Annotated in this window: 1 protein-coding gene; it reads left to right on the top strand. The window is 59.6% G+C overall.

Annotated elements, in window-relative coordinates; translation table 11 throughout:
* The first annotated feature begins 41 nt into the window (after nucleotides 1-41).
* Nucleotides 42-21,668 carry a DUF4347 domain-containing protein gene (locus C0V82_RS26145; RefSeq protein ID WP_102115402.1) on the top strand — a complete coding sequence of 7,209 codons (21,627 nt, stop codon included), beginning with the start codon at nucleotides 42-44 and terminating at the stop codon, nucleotides 21,666-21,668.
* Nucleotides 21,669-21,674 lie beyond the last annotated feature (6 nt).

Here is a 21,674-nt window from a genome sequence, read left to right as displayed (position 1 = left end):
CAGTCGACAGGGATGTCGGTTGCTTCATCGGGGGGATGTGAATGTCCAAGGTCAGCTCCACCAAGCCGCGTGCTAAGCGTTCCCTTCGTTCGTCAACGGTGCTGGCCCTGGAACCACGGATGATGTTCGACGCGGCCATGGTGGCCACGGCGGTGTCGGTGGAACAGGATACGACAGCGCAGGCGCTGGCTGCAGACCATGCCGATCCGGTGGCGGACCTTCTGTCCCGCCTGTCCAGTGACAACGTATCCCCGGTAACCGACGCACCCCACAAGGAGGTGGCGTTCATTGACACGTCCGTCGTCGATTGGCAGGTGCTGCGCGATGGTATTTCCCCGGGGATTGAGGTGGTACTGCTGGATGCCGACCAAGATGGGTTGGCCCAGATGGCTGCCTGGGCTGAGGGCAAGTCCGGCTATGACGCCATCCATGTGCTGAGTCACGGGGCCGAGGGGGTAGTCCGGCTCGGCACGTTGATACTCGACACCGCCACGGCCGGGGCGCGAGCCACCGATCTGACGTCGGTGGGAGCGGCGCTGACGGAGAACGGCGACCTGCTGCTTTACGGCTGTAACGTGGCCACCGGAGACGGACAGGCGTTCATCGCCCAGGTCGCCGACCTGAGCGGAGCGGATGTCGCGGCGTCCAACGACCTGACTGGAAGCAGCCTGCTCAACGGCGACTGGGATCTTGAGAAATCCACGGGGACGATCGAGACTAATTTCCTTAGTGAGCAAGAATACGACCACCACTTGTCGCTTACCGGAGCACAGGCCAGACTTTACATTTACGACCCCTATGGATTTGGCGACCCAGAATTCCTTGCTTCCAGTTGGGTAAATATTGATAGCGGAGTTGAATTTACAAGTGCATCTTCTATTCAGGTGAGCGGCGTTACAGTGGATATTGACCCGTCAATTGGAAGAATAACAATTACAATTGGAAGTCAGGATCAAAATTTGGTAAATGCACCATTTGATATTCAATTTTCATCGGGCGCTCTTGCGGAATATACTACCATTACGAGAAATAATACTCTTTCCAATGCTACCGGAATGAGTTCCGGTTCTGGAACGACTACGGGATCGATCAGCGCTGCTTCGAACACGGTCACTATATCACTTTTCCAGGCGAGGAGCGGCTCGGTCGTTTTCGATCTCGGAGGTGCCGCCGACACCACCGCCCCCACCTTCGACGTGGCCGCCGCGGCGGGCAGTGCGACAACCTCAGGCTTCACCCCCTCCGCCAGCCTGAACGAGGCCGGTACGGTCTATTACGTCGTCGTGGCCGACGGGGCCACGGCGCCGTCGGTGGCGCAGGTGAAGGCGGGGCAGAATGCCGGCGGCACCACAGCGCTGGCGAGTGGTAATGCCACCGCCTCAACCGCCCCCTTTACGCCCAGCTTCAGCGCCGTCACCGGCCTGTCGTCTGGCACCGCCTACGACGTTTATTTCGTCGCCACCGATACCGCTGGCAACAATCAGGCGTCGGTGACGAAGGTCGACCTGACGACGACGTCGCCCACCCCTACCGTCACCTCCGCTACCTATAACGCCTCTACCAATGTCCTGACAGTCACCGGCACCAACCTTACCAACGGCGGTTCGATTGATGAGACCAAGCTGACTCTGACAGGCCAGGGTGGCAGCACCTATACGCTGACCGAAACCGGTGCCATCACCGCCAGCAGCACGACCAGTTTCAGTATTACCCTGAACGCCACCGATCAGATCAATGTCGAAGGGCTGCTGAACAAGGATGGTACCTCGTCCGCAGGGTCCACCACCTATAATCTTGCAGCGGCGGCGGATTGGCATGGGACGGGTAATGCCGACCTGACCGGCAACGGCGTGACGGTCAGCAACACCCAGACACCGACTATCACATCGTCGACTTATGATGCATCGACAGGTGTTCTGACCGTGACCGGCACCAATCTGGTGCGTCAACCTGGTTCCAGTAACGATATCGACCTTACCAAGCTGACAATTACCGGCCAGGCGAGCGGCACCCAGGCGTTGACCGGTGCTGTCGAAATCACTGACGCTACCACTTTTACCGTCACCCTGTCCGGTGGCACCAAGACCGCCGTAGATGCCCTGTTGAATGCCAATGGCACCTCCTCGGTTGGTGGTACCACCTATAACATCGCTGCCGCCGACGATTGGAATGGGCCGATTACCGGCGGTAGCATTGCCGATGTAGCCAGCAACGGTATCACGGTCAGCGGGGTCAACGCCACCCCCACCATAGCCAATCTAAGCAGTGACGCGTTAGCCTATACAGCCAGCAGTGGGGCGAGGGTTATCGACCAAGGAACGTTGGTGTCGGTCACCGACACGGACAGCGCCAATTTCGATACTGGCACCCTGACCGTAGCGATCACCGCAGTCGCGGGTACCGATACGCTGAGCATCCGTAACCAGGGGACTAGTGCTGGGCTGATCGGGGTCAGCGGAGCCAATGTTACCTATGGTGGCACGACCATCGGCACCTTTACCGGTGGCAACGGCAGCAATCTGGTGGTGACATTCAACAGCAGCGCCACGCCGACGGCTGTGGCCGCGCTGATGGCCAACATCACCTATGCCACCAGCAGCACGGCCAATACTAGCCGCACGGTCAGCTTCACAGTGACTGACGGCGATGGTGGCACCTCAACCGCAAGCACGGCCACGATATCCGTATCCGCTGACACCACCGGTACGATCTACACGGTGACCACCCTGCTGGACAGCGGTAACGACGCGAGTGTCGGTGCCGATCTCGCCGCCGACACTGCCGATGGCGGCGGGTTGAGCCTACGCGAGGCCATCCACTGGTCGAATCAGAATGCCGGTGCGGACACCATCGTGTTCAAATCCAGCCTGTCCGGCACCATCCAGCTGTCATCGGCTCTGCCGACCATCACCGGTAGTCTCTCTGTTCGCGGGCCCGGCGCCGATGTCATCACCATTGATGGCGACACAGACGATAATGGGACCGGCGATATTGGATTTGTTCAGATCAACGACGGCAACGACGCTACGTTCAGCACAGTCCGCCTTGAAGGTTTGACTCTGAACAAGTTCGGGAACATGCTTGACACCAATTCGATTAATGGCGTCATACTTTCCAGTGAAAATTTGGTTGTCTCTAACATCATTCTATCCAATGTCCGATTGGAGAATGATATTAACTCTACGACTTACCTGGGTGTCGGCATCAGTCTTTATGATCCTTCTTTCCAGCCATCTTCCGTCGGCCCCATACTTTCGATCATTAATTCGACATTCGACAATGTAGCGCTTCCTTATTACTTTACGGGTTCGTCTGTTTTGATTGAGGATTCCCGCTTCATCAATATGAGTACGGCAGGAATCTCGTCAGGTCAGGCAAATGGCTCCCAGATCGCATTCTCAACATCAGCTGTTAATTTGACTATCCGCCGCAGCGAAATTACAGGCGCTAATTTCGCTGCCGGTGGCGTAGCGTTTTTCTTCCAGAATAATGACTGGGTTGACGGCGGGAGTATACTCATTGAAAACTCAACAATATCCAATAATATATTCCCGACAACCAACAATGGCCCTCAGTCTGAATTTGGGGACGCACCTGGCGCTGCGTATACTGTTCAGGTAATTAATTCGACAATTTCAAATAATGTTACAGGTCATCCCAACAATCTCCAACTTATGCTGTATAGTAATACCGATGGAAATAGTGACAATTTTACAATTAAAAACTCTATTATCTATGGCACTTCCAGTACTGACGTAGTTTTGCGTTTTGATGACCTTCTGTCAGGTACTCTCGATGCCGTCCAGACGGCGATCGTGACAAATAACGTCGTCGGTGTGGTGCAGGGCGCTGACACAGCAACAGGCAATACGACCACAGCGCCAGGCCTGTCCGGAGTCGCGGCGAGCGGCGGTCCGACGCAGACCAGGGCCATCGGCTCCAGCAGCAGCGCGACCAATCTCGGCACCAGCACAGGCGCGCCCACCACCGACCAGCGCGGCTTCCTGCGCAATGTCGGCAATCCGGATGCTGGCGCCTACGAATATGGTGCCACCCAGTTCCAATTCATTGGCCAATCACGTCCCTTGGACGGTGCCGTCAACGTGGCCGTGGGCACCAACATTGTTCTGGATTTCGGCTCCACCATCGGCAAGGGCACCGGCAATGTCCACATTTATAACGCCACCACCAACAGCCTGATCCAGACCATCGACGTCGCTGGATCGTCGGTCACGGTTTCCGGCAGCCGCGTCACCATCGACCCGTCCGATTTGCCCGCCGACACCAATATCTATATCGAGGTGGATGCGGGTGCTTTTACGGCCAGTGTTGATGGCGGTACGAACAATGCCACGTCGGTGGCGATGCGCGATTCGACTGGTATCAGCTTCCGAACGGCATCCGTTCCCGCCGGCCCCACCGTCACCGGTGTCACCTCCTCCACCAATGACGGTTCCTACAATGCGGGTGACACCGTCTCGATTCAGGTGACGTTCAGCGAGGCGGTGACGGTGACCGGTACGCCGCAACTGACCCTGGAGACCGGCACGACGGATCGTGTCGTGAACTATGCCAGCGGTTCCGGCTCCAGCACCCTGACCTTCACCTATACAGTGCAGGCGGGCGATACCTCGGCCGATCTGGATTATATCTCCACTTCGGCGTTGGCGTTGAACGGAGGCACCATTGTCGCCACCAGCGGCGGGGCGACGGCACTGCTAACGCTGGCCACCCCTGGTGCCACCAATTCGCTAGGCGCGAATAAGGCGATCATCATCGACACCACCGCCCCCAATGCGCCGTCTACGCCGGACATGACGGCTGGCACTGACAGCGGTTCCTCCAGCTCTGACAACATCACCAACGACACCACACCGACCTTCAACATTTCCACCGAGGCCAACGCGTCGCTGACGCTTTATGACACTGACGGCACGACGGTGATAGGTACCCTGACGGCCAACGGTTCGGGTAAGGCACAGATCACCGCTTCCGCGCTCTCCGAAGGCACCCACACGATCATCGTCAAGGCGACTGATGCGGCGGGCAATGTCTCGGCGGCGTCTTCTGGGCTGACAATCACCATCGACACGACCGCGCCGACGGTGACGATCCCCAATGGCACAGCCTTCTCCTATACCGAAAACGGCACCGCCTCGGCCATCGCCGGTTCGGCCACGTTGACGGAGACCCTGTCGCCCGGCGGGGCCTCGCTGGCCGTGCAGATTACCACCAATAACGAGGCAGCGGACCGTCTGTCCCTGCCCACCGGCACCAACACCGGTATCAACATCAGCGGCACCGATCTGCGCTCCGGCACCACCAATATCGGCACGGTGACGGAAGACAATGTCACGAACGGCTCAAGCTGGACGATCAGTTTCCTCAGCACGGCGACGGCCCAGAATATTCAGGACACTATCGCTGCCATCCGTTACGACAACACCTCCGATAATCCGGGGACGGCGAACCGCACGGTCAGCTTTACCCTGACCGATGGGGCGGGTAATGCCAGTTCCGCCGCCACCCGCACGATTGCCGTCACTGCCGTCAATGATGCGCCGACCATCAGCGCGGGTGCCGGAGCCAATCCGACCTTCACGGAAGGAGCAGCGCAGGGCAGTGACCTGTTTACTGGCCTGACCCTGTCGACTGAGACCGGGCAAAACATCACTGAGATCAAGTTTACCGTAACGAACATCGCCGATGGCAATCTCGATACAGTGGGCATCGACCAGACCCATATTTCCCTGGTCGATGGGACAACAGGCACCACCGGCACCGCCAGTATCGGCTATTCCGTCAGCGTGACTGGCACTACGGCGACTGTCACGCTGACCAAGACGGCGACTGTAGCAAACTGGAATACCTATCTGGCCGGGTTCCGCTATTATAACGGCAGTCAGGAGCCGACCACCGGCAGCAATCGGGTAGTGACCATCACCTCCATCAAAGATGATGGTGGTACAGCCAACAGCGGCCAGGATACCACTACAGGCGCGCTGATCAGTTCCACCGTGACAGTGGTAGGTGTCAATGACGCACCAACCCTGACTGCCACAGCGGCCAATCCCACCTATACGGAGAATCAAGCCGCGGTCACCCTATTCAGCGGGGCTACATTTGGCACAGTGGAGGCGGCGGACAGCATCGTCCAGACGGTCCTGACCGTCGCCAACCTAGCGAATGGCAGCAGCGAGATCCTGACCCTAGACGGTCAGGAGATAGCCCTGACCAATGGCACCACCGGCACCACCACCAGCAGCAGTATCGGCTATGCGATTACGGTCTCGGGCAGCACCGCTACTGTGACCCTGAGCAAGACGGCAAGCACGGCGAACTGGGCGGGCTATATCAACGCGCTGTCTTACAAGAACAGCAGCGAAAGCCCTAGCGGCAGCACACGCACCGTTACCTTGACCTCTGTCAAGGATAGTGGCGGCACCAGCAATAGCGGGGTGGACACAACCAGCCTCTCCGTTGCGAGCACCGTTACCATCACCGCTGTCAACGATGCGCCCACCGGCATTACCCTGTCGAACAACAGCGTCAGCATCCTGAGCGGTACCAATTCCACCGTCGGTACCCTGACCGCAACCGATGTCGATATGGGCGACACCCATAGTTTCACGTTGGTCAGTGGGACGGGCGATACCGACAATGCCAAGTTCACGATCAGTAACGGTGAGCTAAGTGTGGGCAATGATGCCCTGAGCGTCGGAACGTACAGCATCCGGGTGCAGGCGACGGATAGCGGGAATGCGACCTTTGCGAAGCAGTTGAGCATCACCGTCACCAATGACCTGATCGTAACGGTGACGGCTATTGATAGTTCGAGCCCCGCAGGTACTGTCTCGCAGAATATTGTCGATGGCGGCGGCCTCGACTTGCGCGAGGCGCTGTATCATGCGGACGCCGCTATCAGCGATGGCGCGACAGCCGTCACGATCCGATTTGCCAGCAATCTGCAGGGTACCATTACCCTAGGTGGTGCGTATCCGGTCCGCAGCGGTGTGACCCTGCTGATGGATAGTGATACGGACGCCCGCACCCTGACCATTACGGGCCAGCAACTGACCCTGGGCACTAACTTTGGTGTGAATGTCGCGGCCGGCGACCGGCTGATCATCAATTCTAATTTGGCCGATAACGGTTCGGATGTGTCCACACTTGAGAAGACCGGTGCTGGCACCTTGGAGCTTGGTGGTACCAACAATGATAGTAACACTGGCCTGAATAAAATCACCGCCACCGCCGGGACGCTGCAAGTCAGCTCCGACAACAACCTTGGCGGTGGTGAGGTGAACCTCAGTAATGGTGCTGTCTTTACCACCACCACCAGCGTTATTACCATTGATAATAATATTGTCATCAGTGACGAGAATACAACTGCTACCATTAACCAGACCGGCAGCGGACATTTAACCCTGACCGGCAAACTCCAAGGCAGCGGAGCCTTGGTCAAGACCGGTGATGGCAAGTTGACATTGTCGGCCGATAATGGCGATTGGGACAGTACACTGACCATCAAAGAGGGTACAGTTTCCGCCACGTCAAATGACTACAGCCTTGGCTTGGGCTCAGTGACGCTGGATGGAGGTACGCTGGACACGGGTACTGCGACGACGATTGGAAACAATATCGCGGTTGCTAGCACGTCCACGATCTCCAATTCAGGTTCCGTCACCCTGTCGGGCGGGCTGTCCGGCAGCGGTAAGATCATCAAGGCGGGGGCGGGGACGCTTACTGTCTCCAACACGAGCAACAGCCATTCCGGCGACTGGGACCTAACCGCGGGCACGCTGGCCGTGTCTGGTGGCAACGCCATCGGCAATGGCTCGGCGATTACCTTCTCCGGCTCTGGTGCCCTGACGGTTTCGGACAGTGAAGCCATCGGTGCCATTTCCGGGTCCAGTACGGCTACGACAGAGATTTCGATCAGCAGCGGCCAAACCCTGACTGTCAGCTCATCTACCAACACAACGTTTGGCGGGGTGATCGGTGGGGCGGGTGGCTTTACCAAGACTGGCAGCGGCAACCTGACCCTGACGGAGACTAATACTTTTACGGGTGCAACCAAGGTGTCTGGCGGAACCCTGACGCTTAGCCAGAGCGGCAGCACCCTGTCGACCAGTTCAGGGGTGACTGTCGAGGCAGGGGCCACCCTGGCCCTGACAGAAGACAATACGATCAAGGCGCTGACCAGTAGTAATAACAGCGCTGCCGTCACTCTGGGTTCGTACACACTGACGACGGGTGGGGGGGGGGCCAGTACCACATTCGGCGGGACGATCTCGGGCACCGGTGGTGGCATCCGTAAGGAGGGTGCAGGGACCTTCACCCTGTCGGGCAACAACAGCTATACCGGGACGACAACGGTCAATGCCGGTACGCTGACGGCATCCAGTGCCAACGCGCTGGGGGCCAGCGGCAGCACTTCCGGCACCAGCGTCGCCAGCGGTGCCACATTGGCGATCGGCAGTGCGGTTACGATTGCCGAAGATATCAGCCTGTCGGGGACGCTGTCCTACACGACCAGCGGTACGGCAACCCTGTCGGGTGCGGTGGCCCTGGCCGCCAACCCCACGATCAGTACAACCAACGGCTCCGGTACCCTGGTGATCAGCGGTGTGGTCAGCGGCAGCGGCAATCTGGCCAAGGCCGGTGGCGGCACTCTACGACTGGACGGCAACAATACCTATACCGGCACCACCACGGTATCGGTCGGTTACCTGCTTGCCAATCACAACAACGCCCTGGGCAGCACGACGGCTGGCACCACGGTCAGCAGTGGTGCCAGCCTGGGGGTCGGCGACGGTGTGACGCTGGCGGAGAACCTGACGGTCGGCGGTCTTGGTAGCTCAAACACCGGGGCCATCCGGTTTGCGGGGACCTCGGGAACGATCAGCGGCACCATAGCCTTGACGGCGGATACAGTTTATGCGGTGACCTCGGGCACTCTCACCGTCTCCGGCGTCATCAGTGGAAATAATTCTGGTATCAGCAAGACCGGTGCAGGAACCATGATCCTGTCGGGGAACAATACCGCGACAGGCGATTTGGGAGTGAGCGCCGGGACCCTGGTCCTGTCTGGGACCAACGCCTTCGCGGGGGCTACCTCTGTGAGCAATGGCGGGACCCTGATCGTCAACGGATCGCTGGGTGCGACCAGTGGCGTGACGGTGAATACCGGCGGCACGATTGGGGGCACGGGCAGCATCTTTGCCACCAACTCAACAAACACCATGACCGTCATTGGTACCATCAATCCCGGTGTTGCCGGGACCAACGATGGTATTGGCAAGCTGACCATCAACGGTAATCTCTCTCTGGCCGGTACAGCGGCTTTCGAGATCAAGGGCAAAGACACGGCTGGGACGGATTTCGATCAGATCGTGGTTCTAGGTGCTGTAGAGCTTGGCACCAACAGCACGATGACTGTAACGGCGCTGAACAGCTATTCGCTGGGCAACAACACCATCACGCTGATTGCCAATGATGGTTCGGATGCGGTCACTGATAACAGCACGGCGCTGGCATCGAATGTTACCGTCAGCGGCGCCTACCTTCTGAACCTGGCTGGTGACACTGGTAACGACATCACGATTCTGGGCAACCGTCCGCCTGATTTGGATCTGAATGGCAGCGATGCCGGGACCGGCAATACGGTGACCCTTGCCGATGCGGCGAATGGGCTGGCGACGACAGGTGCGACGCTTGATGATCCGGAGGATGCCTGGAATGGCGGTAGCCTGACGATCAACCGCGTGACCGGGACGGGCACAGCGGATGGTAATGCCAATGATGTGTTCAGCCTGCTGACGGGTTCGGGGTTGAGCTTCACGGGCAGCATTGCTAAGGGGGCCAACAGCAACGGTACGGTGTCCGACGGGGCGACACAGTTTGGCACCTGGACCTATACCAGTGCCACCGGCACGTTGAGCTTTACCTTTGACGCCAATGGCACGGATGCGCGGGTACAGGCGCTTGTCCGGTCTATCGGTTACAGCAATGACACGCCCTATGGCGATGCCATTATCCGTTTCACGGCTACGGACGCTGGTAATGGTGCGACGTCGCGTGACGTCACCGTGACCAGCAGCACGATTTACGTGGATAATACAAGCGATGATGCCGATGGCGACGGGAAGGACGGCTTCTCGCTACGCGAGGCTTTGGCGCGGGGTGTGACACAGACAGGGGTGGACACCATCAAGGTGGTGTTGGCCGACAAGTCGAACATTACACTTGCGAGTGGGGTGACCGCCGGTGCTGGCGATACGCTGGACCTGGATGGAGCCAATGAGCTGACTATCGCCGGCAGCACCATGACCATTGGGACCGGAAACTCCCTGACCATTACAAATGGCAGCGGCGACAAAGCCACCATCAGCAGCGCCTTTGCCGGGGCTGGCAATCTGGTTAAGACCGGGGCTGGTACATTGGTCTTGTCGGGGACACAGACGGGTACCGGCACCATGACCCTGCAGGGCGGGACGGTCTCGGTTGCGTCCGATGCCAATCTGCTGGCTGGTACCGTCACCCTGAATGGCGGTGCGCTGTCGGTCACGAGCAACACGACCATCGATAATGCGCTGAGCATTGGCAGCAACGGCGGCACATTGGGCAATAGCGGGAATAGCTATACCCTGTCCGGCCAGATTACGTCGGCGGCGGGCACAACCCTGACCATCGCCAATACCGCTGACAGCAATGCGGTAGCACTTACCAACAGCAGCAATTCCTCCACTTTTGCAGGCAATATCCTTGTCAGCAAAGGGACCTTACAGATCGGTAGCAGCGCCATTGCTGCCGGGCAGGCCAATACCGGCTCGATTACTCTGGCTAGCGGCAGCACCCTGCAACTCCCCACCCTGGGGACGGCTGGTACCATCACGCTGGGCAACAGTCTGATCCTGAATGGCAATGCGACCATTGCCACCAACAACAATCAACTGACCCTGTCGGGGGCCATCACAGGCAGCGGTGGCCTGGCCAAGACCGGTAGTGGCACCCTGGTTCTGAGTGCTGGCAGCGGCAGCAACACCTATAGCGGCGGGACCACCGTTTCTGACGGCAAGCTCAGCATTTCCAATGCCTCGCATCTGGGTTCTGGCACCCTGACCATGAGTGGTGGAACGCTGCGGGTGACCGCGGGCATGACAGGCACCAACGCTATTGTCCTGGCCAGCAACAGCACGATCGAGGTGGGTGCTTCCACCTATGCCACCTGGAGTGGCGTGGTCAGCGGCAGCGGATCGTTGGTGAAAACCGGCACCGGCGGCCTGAGCTTCAATGCAGCCAATACCTACACAGGTAACACCACGATCAGTGAAGGCTCCATTGTCATCAATAGCGCCACGGCTACGCTGGGTGGCCCCGATTCCGGGAATGGCAATGCCTATGGCACGCTGACCATCAGTGATGGTGCGCATCTTGATTTTAACTATGCTGTCACCATCGCCAACAACGTCGTCATGCAGGGTGTTGGGGTCGGCTATGGCGCGATCCAAGCTGGATTTGCGTCAGGTCCCATCACCTTCAGCGGTGCGGTAACCCTGACCGGCAACACATTGGTAGATCCGGGCAACAACACGCTGGAATTCTCTGGCGGCATCAGCGCGGGCGGCAACAGCTATACGCTGACCAATGCATGGAACGGGACGATCAAACTGTCCGGAACCGCCAGCAACTGGACCGGCGGCTTGATCACTGCCGCTAACCATACGGGCACCTTCTCCATTACCGATGCCAGCAACATTGGTAGCGGGCAGATCAAGCTGAATGGCGGCACTCTGGCTGTCACTGGCAGCAACGTCACGCTGAGCAACGCGATTGAGCTCGGCACTGGCGGGGGCACGGTCAATAACGCAAATACCCTCACCCTGTCCGGTGTGATCTCTGGCAGCACAGACTTGACCAAGACGGGAACGGGTACGCTGATCCTGACGGGGACCAGCACCTATACGGGCCTGACAAATGTTAATGCCGGCACTTTGCTGATTGATGGGCAGATTGAGGCGGATGTGAAGGTTGCATCCGGCGCTACGCTGGGCGGCAAGGGGACGGTTTTTGTCGGTGATGTCACGGTGGATAAGGGCGGCACACTCGCCCCCGGCTCCCTCAGCACCGACAATGACGGTGTCGGTACCTTCACCCTGAACAACGGCAACCTGACCTTGAACGGCACGGCGGCGTTCCAGGTCAAGGGCAAGACGACGGCCGGTACGGATTTCGACCAGATCAACGTTGCCGATGGCACCGTGACCGTTGGTGCAGATGCTGCAATCACTGTGACTGCGCTGAACAGCTATTCGCTGGGCAACAATACCATCACGCTGATCAAGAATGACGGGTCCGACGCTGTTTCCAACAGCAGTACGACCCTGGTGACAAATGCTGTCCTCAACGATACCTACCTGCTGAACATGGCGGGCGACAGCGGGAATGACATCGCGGTGCTGGGCAACCGGCCACCGGCGCTGACAAAGAGCGGCGCCACCGTTGATGAAGGTGCGTTGATTACGATTGGGAGCAGCAACCTTTCTGCCAGCGACCCGGAAGGCTCGACAACGTCCCAACTTGTCTACAAGCTGACGACCGCACCGACCAAGGGGACGCTGTTCAAGGATGCGGATGGCGACGGGGTCATTGATGATGGCGAAACCCTTGCCCTCAACGCGACCTTCACCCAGGCCGACATTAATGACAACAAGATCAAATATAAGCATGGCGGCACGGAGTTTGATGACAGCATCACACTGAGTGTGACGGATAAGGATAATGTCGTCCTGGCCGGCCAAACGCTGGGTATCACTTACAATCGTCTGAATGATGCACCAGTGCTGGGGAACTTCGATAATAAGATTAATTATACGGAAAATGGGACTGGCGTTGTCATCAATTCGACGGCGACTGTGAGTGATGAGGAGGTTGGTGATAACGGCTATTTCAACAATGGCAGCCTGACCATTACCCGCCAGGGGGGCGCCAACAGCCAGGATTTGTTCGGAGCAAGTGGCACTGTCAGCGCGTTCACGGTGGGTGGCAACATCGTGGTCAATGGCAATACCATTGGCACCGTGACCAAGAACAGCGGTGGTGAACTGAGCCTATCTTTCAGCGGTAACGGAGACGCCACGAGGGCGCTGGTCCAGGAGCTGCTACGGTCTATTACCTATGAGAACAATTCGAACACTCCCAGCCCATCAGTGGTTCTGGTCACCACGTTGAATGATGGGTTTGCTGGTGGTGGTGGCACTAAATCCACGACGGGCACCACAACGGTGACGGTCACGAGCGTCAATGACGCTCCGACCTTCTTGGGGCTTTCCAACACACAGATCGGTCAGAAAGCGGCCCTTGCCGGCGGGACGGTTGGGACCTTTACCCTGGATGACATCGATGGGACAGGTGACGAAACCTACACGATCTCCAGCGGGAATAGTGCCGGGTTCTTCACGATCAGTGGCAAGAGCTTGGTGACGCAGGGACAGATTTTGGCTGGGACTTATAATTTGGGAATCACCGCCAATGACGGTGGTAGCCCGCCCAATACGCCGACAGTCAGTTTCACCATCACGGTTACTGACGATCTGGCCCCGACGGGCTATGGGGTCAGCCTGTCCGATGATCTTGTGAATGCCGCCGAGCGCAGTGCGCTTACCATGAATTTCACGGCTGCTGAGGTTGGCACGACATACAATTATACACTCACCAGCACCGGTGGCGGATCAGTCACCGGGACGGGGGCAGTGACGTCCGCGACGCAGACCGTCAGTGTCGGCGATATCAGCGGCCTCAAGGACGGAACTCTGTCGCTTTCGGTAACGCTGACCGACAAGGCCAACAATGTGGGGACAGCCGCCACGGCAACCAGTGTCCTGGACGCTACACCGCCGGCCGGCACGATCAGCATCGCTGACACTCTCTTGAACGCAACGGAGGCCAAGGGCACCAGCCTGGCCTTCTCTGGCGCCAAGGCCGGTGACGCCTACACCTACACCGTCACCTCATCGGGTGGCGGATCGGTCACAGGCAGTGGCACCTGGGCGTCCGACAGCGGCACCATTACCCTGGCCGATGTTTCTGCTCTGGGCGATGGCACCCTCACTGTCAGCCTGGACCAGACCGACAAGGCCGGCAACAAGAGTGCCAGCCCCGTCACCACCACCACTACGCTCGACAAGACCCCGCCCACCGGCACGATCAGCATTGCTGACAATCTGCTGAACGCCACCGACGCCAAGGGCACCAGCTTGGCCTTCTCAGGCGTCAAGGCCGGTGACACCTATACCTATACCGTCACGTCATCGGGCGGTGGATCCGTCACCGGCACCGGCACCTGGGCCTCTGACAGCGGCACCATCACCTTGGCCGATGTTTCTGGGCTGGGCGATGGCACCCTCACTGTCAGCCTGGACCAGACCGACAAGGCCGGCAACAAGAGTGCCAGCCCCGTCACCACGACCACCACCCTCGACAAGACCCCGCCCACCGGCACGATCAGCATCGTTGACAGCCAACTGAACGCGACAGAAGCCAAGGGCACCAGCCTGAGCTTCTCCGGCGTCAAGGCCGGGGATGCCTACACCTACACCGTCACTTCATCGGGCGGTGGATCCGTCACCGGCAGCGGCACTTGGGCGTCCGACAGCGGTACCATCACCCTGGCCGATGTTTCTGGGCTGGGCGATGGCACCCTCACTGTCAGCCTGGACCAAACTGATAAGGCCGGCAACAAGAGTGCCAGCCCCGTCACCACCACCACTACGCTCGACAAGACCCCGCCGACCGGCACGATCAGCATTGCTGACAATCTGCTGAGCGCCACCGACGCCAAAGGCACCAGCCTGAGCTTCTCCGGTGTCAAGGCTGGGGACACCTACACCTATACCGTCACGTCATCGAGTGGTGGATCCGTCACGGGCAGTGGCACTTGGGCATCCGATAGCGGCACTATCACCCTGGCCGACGTTTCTGCGCTAGGCGATGGCATCCTCACTGTCAGCCTAGACCAGACCGACAAAGCCGGTAACAAAAGCACGAGCCCTCTGGCTGCCACCACTACGCTTGACCGGACCCCACCGACGGGTAGTGTGAGCTTCAGTGATGCGACCATTATTGCGGCACAAGGTGCGAGCCTGACGCTGAGCAGCAGCGAGCCCGGCACCAAGTATAGCTACACGATCACCTCTGCGGCTGGGGGGACACCAGTCACAGGAACGGGAACGCTCAGCAATGGTTCCAGTATCGGGCTGCCTGACCTCAAGGGCCTGAATGATGGAACGCTGACTGTCACGGTCCAGCTTGAGGATGCGGCTGGGAACAAATCCTCGCCTGTGACGGCAACCGCGCTGCTGAATCTAATCCCCGATAATATCAGCCTGGCATTGGATCCAGGCTCTGATACCGGCACGCCCGGTGATGGCATTACCAGCAATCGTCAGCCAACCGTCCAGATCAGTGGACCGCCGGGCAGCCAGTTGGCGGTCGATTGGGGTGACGGTCGCGGCTTCGTGTCGGTTGGGATCGGCACGGGTCAGGTGCAAGCCGTGACGCTGGACCGTCCCTATGATGGTTTCGGCAATCGCACCTTGCAGCTACAGGTGACACAGCCCAACGGCGGCGGGGTGATCCTGTCGAACCCGTTAAGCCTGACGCTGGTCCCCACACCGCCTACTCTGGGAGAACTGTCGGCCATCAGCGTTACCGAGGATAGTGATCCGATTTCGATTCCCCTGCCACTGACCAGCCCTGACATTCCTGTCAGCCAGCTGTCCATTACAGCCTCCAGCAGCAACCCGGGTCTGGCGGTCGCAAGCGTTGAGATCGTGAATGGGGCGCCCACATTGCGTCTTCTGCCGGTGGCGAATGGCTTTGGGACCGCCGAAATTACGCTGACGATCACAGGATCCAACGGCATCAACCTCACACGCACGGTCAGCTACACGGCCACCGGCGTCAATGATGCGCCTATTGCCACCGTATCGGCTCTCGATGCCCGTGCTGTTCAGGGTCAGGCCTTCACTCTCAGCTTGCCGAATGGCGCGTTCAGCGATCCTGACATTGTGCCCGGTGGCACGGATCGTCTGATCTATAGCGTGTCTGGTCCTTCCTGGCTTGTCATTGACCCGGCAACAGGAGCTCTGTCGGGAACCCCGACACCGACCGATGTTGGCAACCAGACCGTGACCATCACGGCCACCGATAGTGGTGGCCTTGCGAGTAGTTTGACCGTCAGCCTGGCGGTTGCCGCTTCCAACACGGCCCCGGTCGCCAATAACGACAGCGGTACGGTCCGTGAGATCGATGTGCTGGGTGGCAATGTTCTAACCAATGACACCGATGCCGACATTGGCGATGTGCTGCGCGTTACGGCGGTGAATGGTAGCGATGCCATCGGTACCGCCATTACCCTTGCCTCTGGTGCCAAGCTGACGGTCAATGCCGACGGCTCCTACAGCTATGACCCCAATGGTGTATACGGACGCCTCAATAACGGCCAGACCGGAACCGACAGCTTCACATATACTGTTACCGACAAGGCAGGGCTCTCCAGCACAGGCACTGTTAATCTCACCATCACCGGGCTCAATAACGAACCCGTCACGGAGCCGCCTAAGCAGGTGATCATTGCCCGCAATGCCGATGCAGTGGGCCTGTCGATCGACCAGCCGAGCGATCCCGACGGTGATCCGTTGACCATCACCATCACGGGGCTCCCCAGCAACGGCATCACCCTGCGGGGGGATGGTGGTCGGGTCTCCGTGGGGGATACGCTCAGCCCGGCTGACCTCACCCGTCTGCAGTTCGATGTCGATACCGGCTTCCTGGGTGATGCCGGCTCGCTGACCTACACAATCAGTGACGGCAATAGCCTGCGTCTGGGGTCGGTGGAAGTCCTGATCGCCGAAGAGCAGATCATTGGGATCCGTAATGCCGCTGGCACCGCCTCGGTGCAGGCCGAGCCGTTGGGCAATGGCATTACGCGCTTCAGCTTCGAAATCTATCGTACGGCTGGTGCCGATCCCGCCACCACCGGAACCATCACGGTCGATTTCCGTGTCGAGGCCGGGGCTGGGATCAGCGCTGCCGACTTCGCCGGCACCACCTTGCCGACAGGCACGGTCACATTGGGGCCAGGTGAGAGCAGCAGGATCGTTACCATTGATGTAGTGGGCGATGGCCTGACAGAAGGCGATGAAACCTTCACGGTTGCACTGGAGAACCTGCGCAATAACGGTCTGACACTGACACCACGTGTGAACGATCCCTCTACCGCCTCGGCCACTATTCTTGATCGCGATCAGGACCGCACACCGCCGCGTGTCACCGCCGTGACCCCTCCGGGACCCGGCTCTTACTTCCCCGGCGACACACTCTCGGTGACATTAACCTTCAGTGAGAATGTCAATGTCACGAGCGGTGGGACGGTACCGCTGCTGATCGGCAGCAATGTCCGTCTGGCAACTTACGCTTCGGGCAGCGGCAGCAGCAGTCTCACGTTCACCTATACGGTACAGGCTGGTGACGTTGACCGGGATGGCATCACCATCGCCGGCCAACTTGGCGGTACTGTCAAAGATGTGGCCGGCAACAATGCCGTCAGCGGGTTCGCCTTGCGTGATGGTGCCGGCCGACCGCTCAACCTCTCTGATGTTCTGGTCAATACCGTCCGCGGCAAGACCATCGACGGTTACATCCAGGGAGCTCTTGTCTTTGCGGATGCGAACCGCAACGGGGTTCTGGATGATGGCGAGGTGAATGTCATTACCGATGCCGCCGGTAATTATGAAATCGGCGGCGGCAGCGGACCTTACATCATGGTCGGCGGCCGTGACGTCTCCACGGGCATCACTTTTGACGGCGTCTATGAAGCTCCGCCTCGCGCCACTGTGATCAATCCGCTTACGACGGCGGTTGTCGGTACGGCGGGCCTCTCGGCATCCGATGCCGGCTTCACCGCTGCTGCGACAAAGGTTAAAGCAGCACTGGGGATTTCCTCTAGCTTTGACCTGTTCAACACCGATCCCATTGATCTGGCTACGGCGTCAGGGTCCACCTCCAGTGAAATTGCGGCAGCCCTGGGTGCCCAAAGCGAAGCCAATAAGCTCTCGATCCTGCTCGTTCAGGGTTCAGCTCTGCTCACGGGCTTGTCACCAACCCCGCTCGCCACGGGTGCTGCCGGCAATGCCATCACAGCGGCTATCGGTGACGCGATCAACGCGCTGCCTGCTGGTGGTGTGATTAACTTCGCCGATCAGGCCACAGTTCAGGCTGTTCTCACCAACGCGGCCAGCCGCCTGGGTCTCTCACCGGCAGCCGGGTTGCTGTCCGGTACGGCCCAGATGATCCGTGAGGCCAATAGCCGGGTCGAGACTGCCGAGAATGGCAGCGGCTCCGCCGTTGAGCGTCTGACCGCTATGGCACGCGTCCAGGTCGTGGCCCAGGGTGATGCGACCCTGGCCATCCGCACTGGCGCTGCCAATGGCAATCTCAGCACGGCCCTGGCCGGCTTTACCGGCACGGCGCTGGACCAGGCAATTGCCCAGGCTCAAGTTGGCACCATTGTACCGGCCCGCATCGCTGTCACAGCACTCGATACGAGCTTGGACGAAGCGGATACGGGCACCACGAGCTATCGCTTCCAGGTCACCCGTAGCGGCAGCCTTTTTGGAAGCACCAGTGTGAACTGGGCGATCAGCGGAGATGGTGGTCTCAATGCGGCTGATTTCGGTGGCACCCTACCCGCCGGCACAGTCACTTTTGCAGATGGGGAAGCGGTAAAAACCATCACCATCCAGGTGACCGGTGATACGACCATCGAAGCTGACGAGCGCTTTACGCTCACGCTGTCCAATGCAACCAATGGCGCCGACATTCGTACGCCGACCGTCAGTGCCACTATCCTGGATAATGATCCGCGGACCCCAACCTATGCCGGGCCCGACAGCATCGCTGTCCTTGCCGGTGTCAGCACGGCAGTACCTGGTCTTGCCATCCTGGATGGGGACAGCGACAATCTCACGGTTACATTGACGCCGACAGGTGGCGCGATCGCTGTGATCGGACCTGCAACGGTTTCCAGCAGCAATGGCGTGACGACGCTGACGGGTTCGGTTGCGGACGTAAACGCGACCCTTGCGACCTTGATCTACACGCCGTCCGCCGGCGGCACGAGCGGTACCCTTCGGGTTACCGCCAGTGACGGGGACACATCAACCGTCGATCTCGATCGCACCCTCAATGTACGTGTGGCGCAGTCACCAGAGAACCGTTTGCCTGTGCAGCCGGTCGTCCTGGGAGGTGTGGCCACAGAAATCATTGGTCTCGGCGTCTATGATACCGACAGTCCAACCCTGACCGTGAGCCTCGTCCCAACTAATGGCACGGTCAGCCTGCGGACCTTCGGGACGGCTACCCTGACCCGTGATGCCAATGGTACAGTCCATATCTCGGGAACTACAGCTGACGTCAACGCCAGCCTCGCAACGGTTGACTTTACCGGCTCCAAGACGGTGCGCGAGGCCAGCCTGCGCATCATCACCGACGACAATGACCCGGTCAGCCCGAACGATAGCGATCTGGTCTTCATCCAAGTGGTGCAGTCGCCGGAAGTGACATTCCCCAACCGTCCGGTGGTTGTCGCTGGCGTTGGCACCTCGGTCACTGGCATCAGCCTCACAGACGCTGACACGGATAGCTTGTCGGTTACACTGACCCCCGGCAACGGCTCCATCGCCCTGACAGCTGTCGGTACTGTGGCTGTAACGGATGCTGGCGGGGGCGCTCTGCGCCTCAATGGCAGCATCGCGGATTTGAACGCCACCCTGGCCGGGTTGCGCTTTACCGCTGGAGCTGATGCCACTTCTGCCACTCTGCGTGTACAGGCGGTCGATAACGACCCCCGGTCGCCCGATGCGGATCGTACCTTGCCCCTGACGGTCTCGGCACAGCCCAGTATCACGCTGCCAAGCCTCGCCGCTATCCGGCCTGGCAATGCGGGGCTGGTACCAGGGATCAGCATCACGGATCGCGACAGCACCAGCCTTTCCGTCACCTTGACGCCCAGCAGCGGAACCCTTGCCCTTGGCACTGTCAGCGATGTGACAGTCAGCCGTGGCGCCAATGGGGCTCTGATCCTGTCAGGCAGCACCACCGCCATCAACAGCACGCTGGCCAGTCTCACCCTGGCATTGCCGACAGGTACACAGACAGCCAGCATCGCCGTCACTGCCAATGATGGAACGACACCGGCCGTCAGCAGGACTTTGACGGTCCCGGTCATAACCAATCTTGCCCCGACAGCGGGCAATGATCTGGTCAATATCGACGCCGGCACCATGCTGGTCCGTAATGCTGCGACAGGCTTGTTGGCCAACGATACTGACCGTGATGCTGGTGATGTCATCCGGATCACCAGCATCAATGGTCAGGTAACCCTTGTGGGCCAAAGCTTTACCCTGGAGACGGGTGCCCGGCTGACCATCCAGGCCGATGGTTCCTTCACCTTGGATACCAGCGGCCTCTATGCCGACATGCCAGCCGGTGCCAGGATCACCCACACGATCACGTACACTATCGCTGATCGTGCAGGTGACCGGGACACTGCTACGGCCAGCTTCACCATCGTAGGGCGCAACGATGCGCCGACGGTAACCGGTACGGTGCTCGGCCTTACCGATGGTACTGCTGGTCGGGCTTACGGTGTCAGTTTGCCCGACGGCCTCTTCACGGATGTGGATAGTGGCGACAGCCTGACCTTGTCTGTGACGGGCCTGCCCCAGGGGCTGCGGTATGACGCGGCAACGCGTACAATCACAGGCATCCCCGACTTCAACGCTGTCGGCACATGGGCTCTGACGATCACTGCTACTGACCGTCAGGGTGCCACCGCTACCCGCACGACCAGCCTGACCATTGGCCAGGATACGGTTGTGATCCTGCCTCCCCCTGCCCTACCGGATATGGGGCTGCCTGCCATAAGCACGGCAATCGCCCCACCGCTGCTGGTAGCGCCGGCAGCGGATCTGGGCAGCGATCCCAACATGGTTGGAGCCAAGCCCATTATCGTGGCCGGCATCGGCAATAGCCGGGGCCTGTTCGGCGATGCGCTGGAGCCTGCCCGCATAGACGGCATTGATCTCAAGATCAGCCAACCGGAAGGGTTTGTAACCGTTACCGAGGCAGCACCAGGTGCAAAACCCTATCTGCGGATCGGCAATGCCGAACCGTCGGGTCGACTGGTCCTGGATCCAGCCACCCGCACCGCCAGCTTTACGCTGCCGGCAGGGACCTTCGTCAGCAATGATGGTCGTCTGACCGTGGCTGCTGCAATGCCTGGCGGCAAGGCTCTGCCTTCCTGGCTGCGCTTTGATGCCCGAACCGGCACCTTCTTCCTGCGGGAAGCACCGCCAGCCAACGCGCCCGCCCGAATGGTGGTCGAGGTCACTGCGCAGACCAGCGATGGTCAGCGCCAGACGGTTCGACTGACTTTGCGTCTGGCCGACCGCAGTGCAAGCCTCGATATGCCGACCGGGAAGGCGGCTCTGTCGAGCGTCATCCAGGCGGCCGCTACCACCGCCATCCATAGTGATGGTCTCGCTTTGTTGAACAGCCTGTCCTCACTCACGGCAGGCCCTGCCATCCCCCCCCATGCTGCCTGACGCCCG

The sequence above is a fragment of the Niveispirillum cyanobacteriorum genome (assembly GCF_002868735.1).
Classification (GTDB): Bacteria; Pseudomonadota; Alphaproteobacteria; order Azospirillales; family Azospirillaceae; genus Niveispirillum; species Niveispirillum cyanobacteriorum.
The sequence above is the reverse complement of the archived record's forward strand: the minus strand, read 5'-3'. Positions and strand labels throughout refer to the sequence as shown.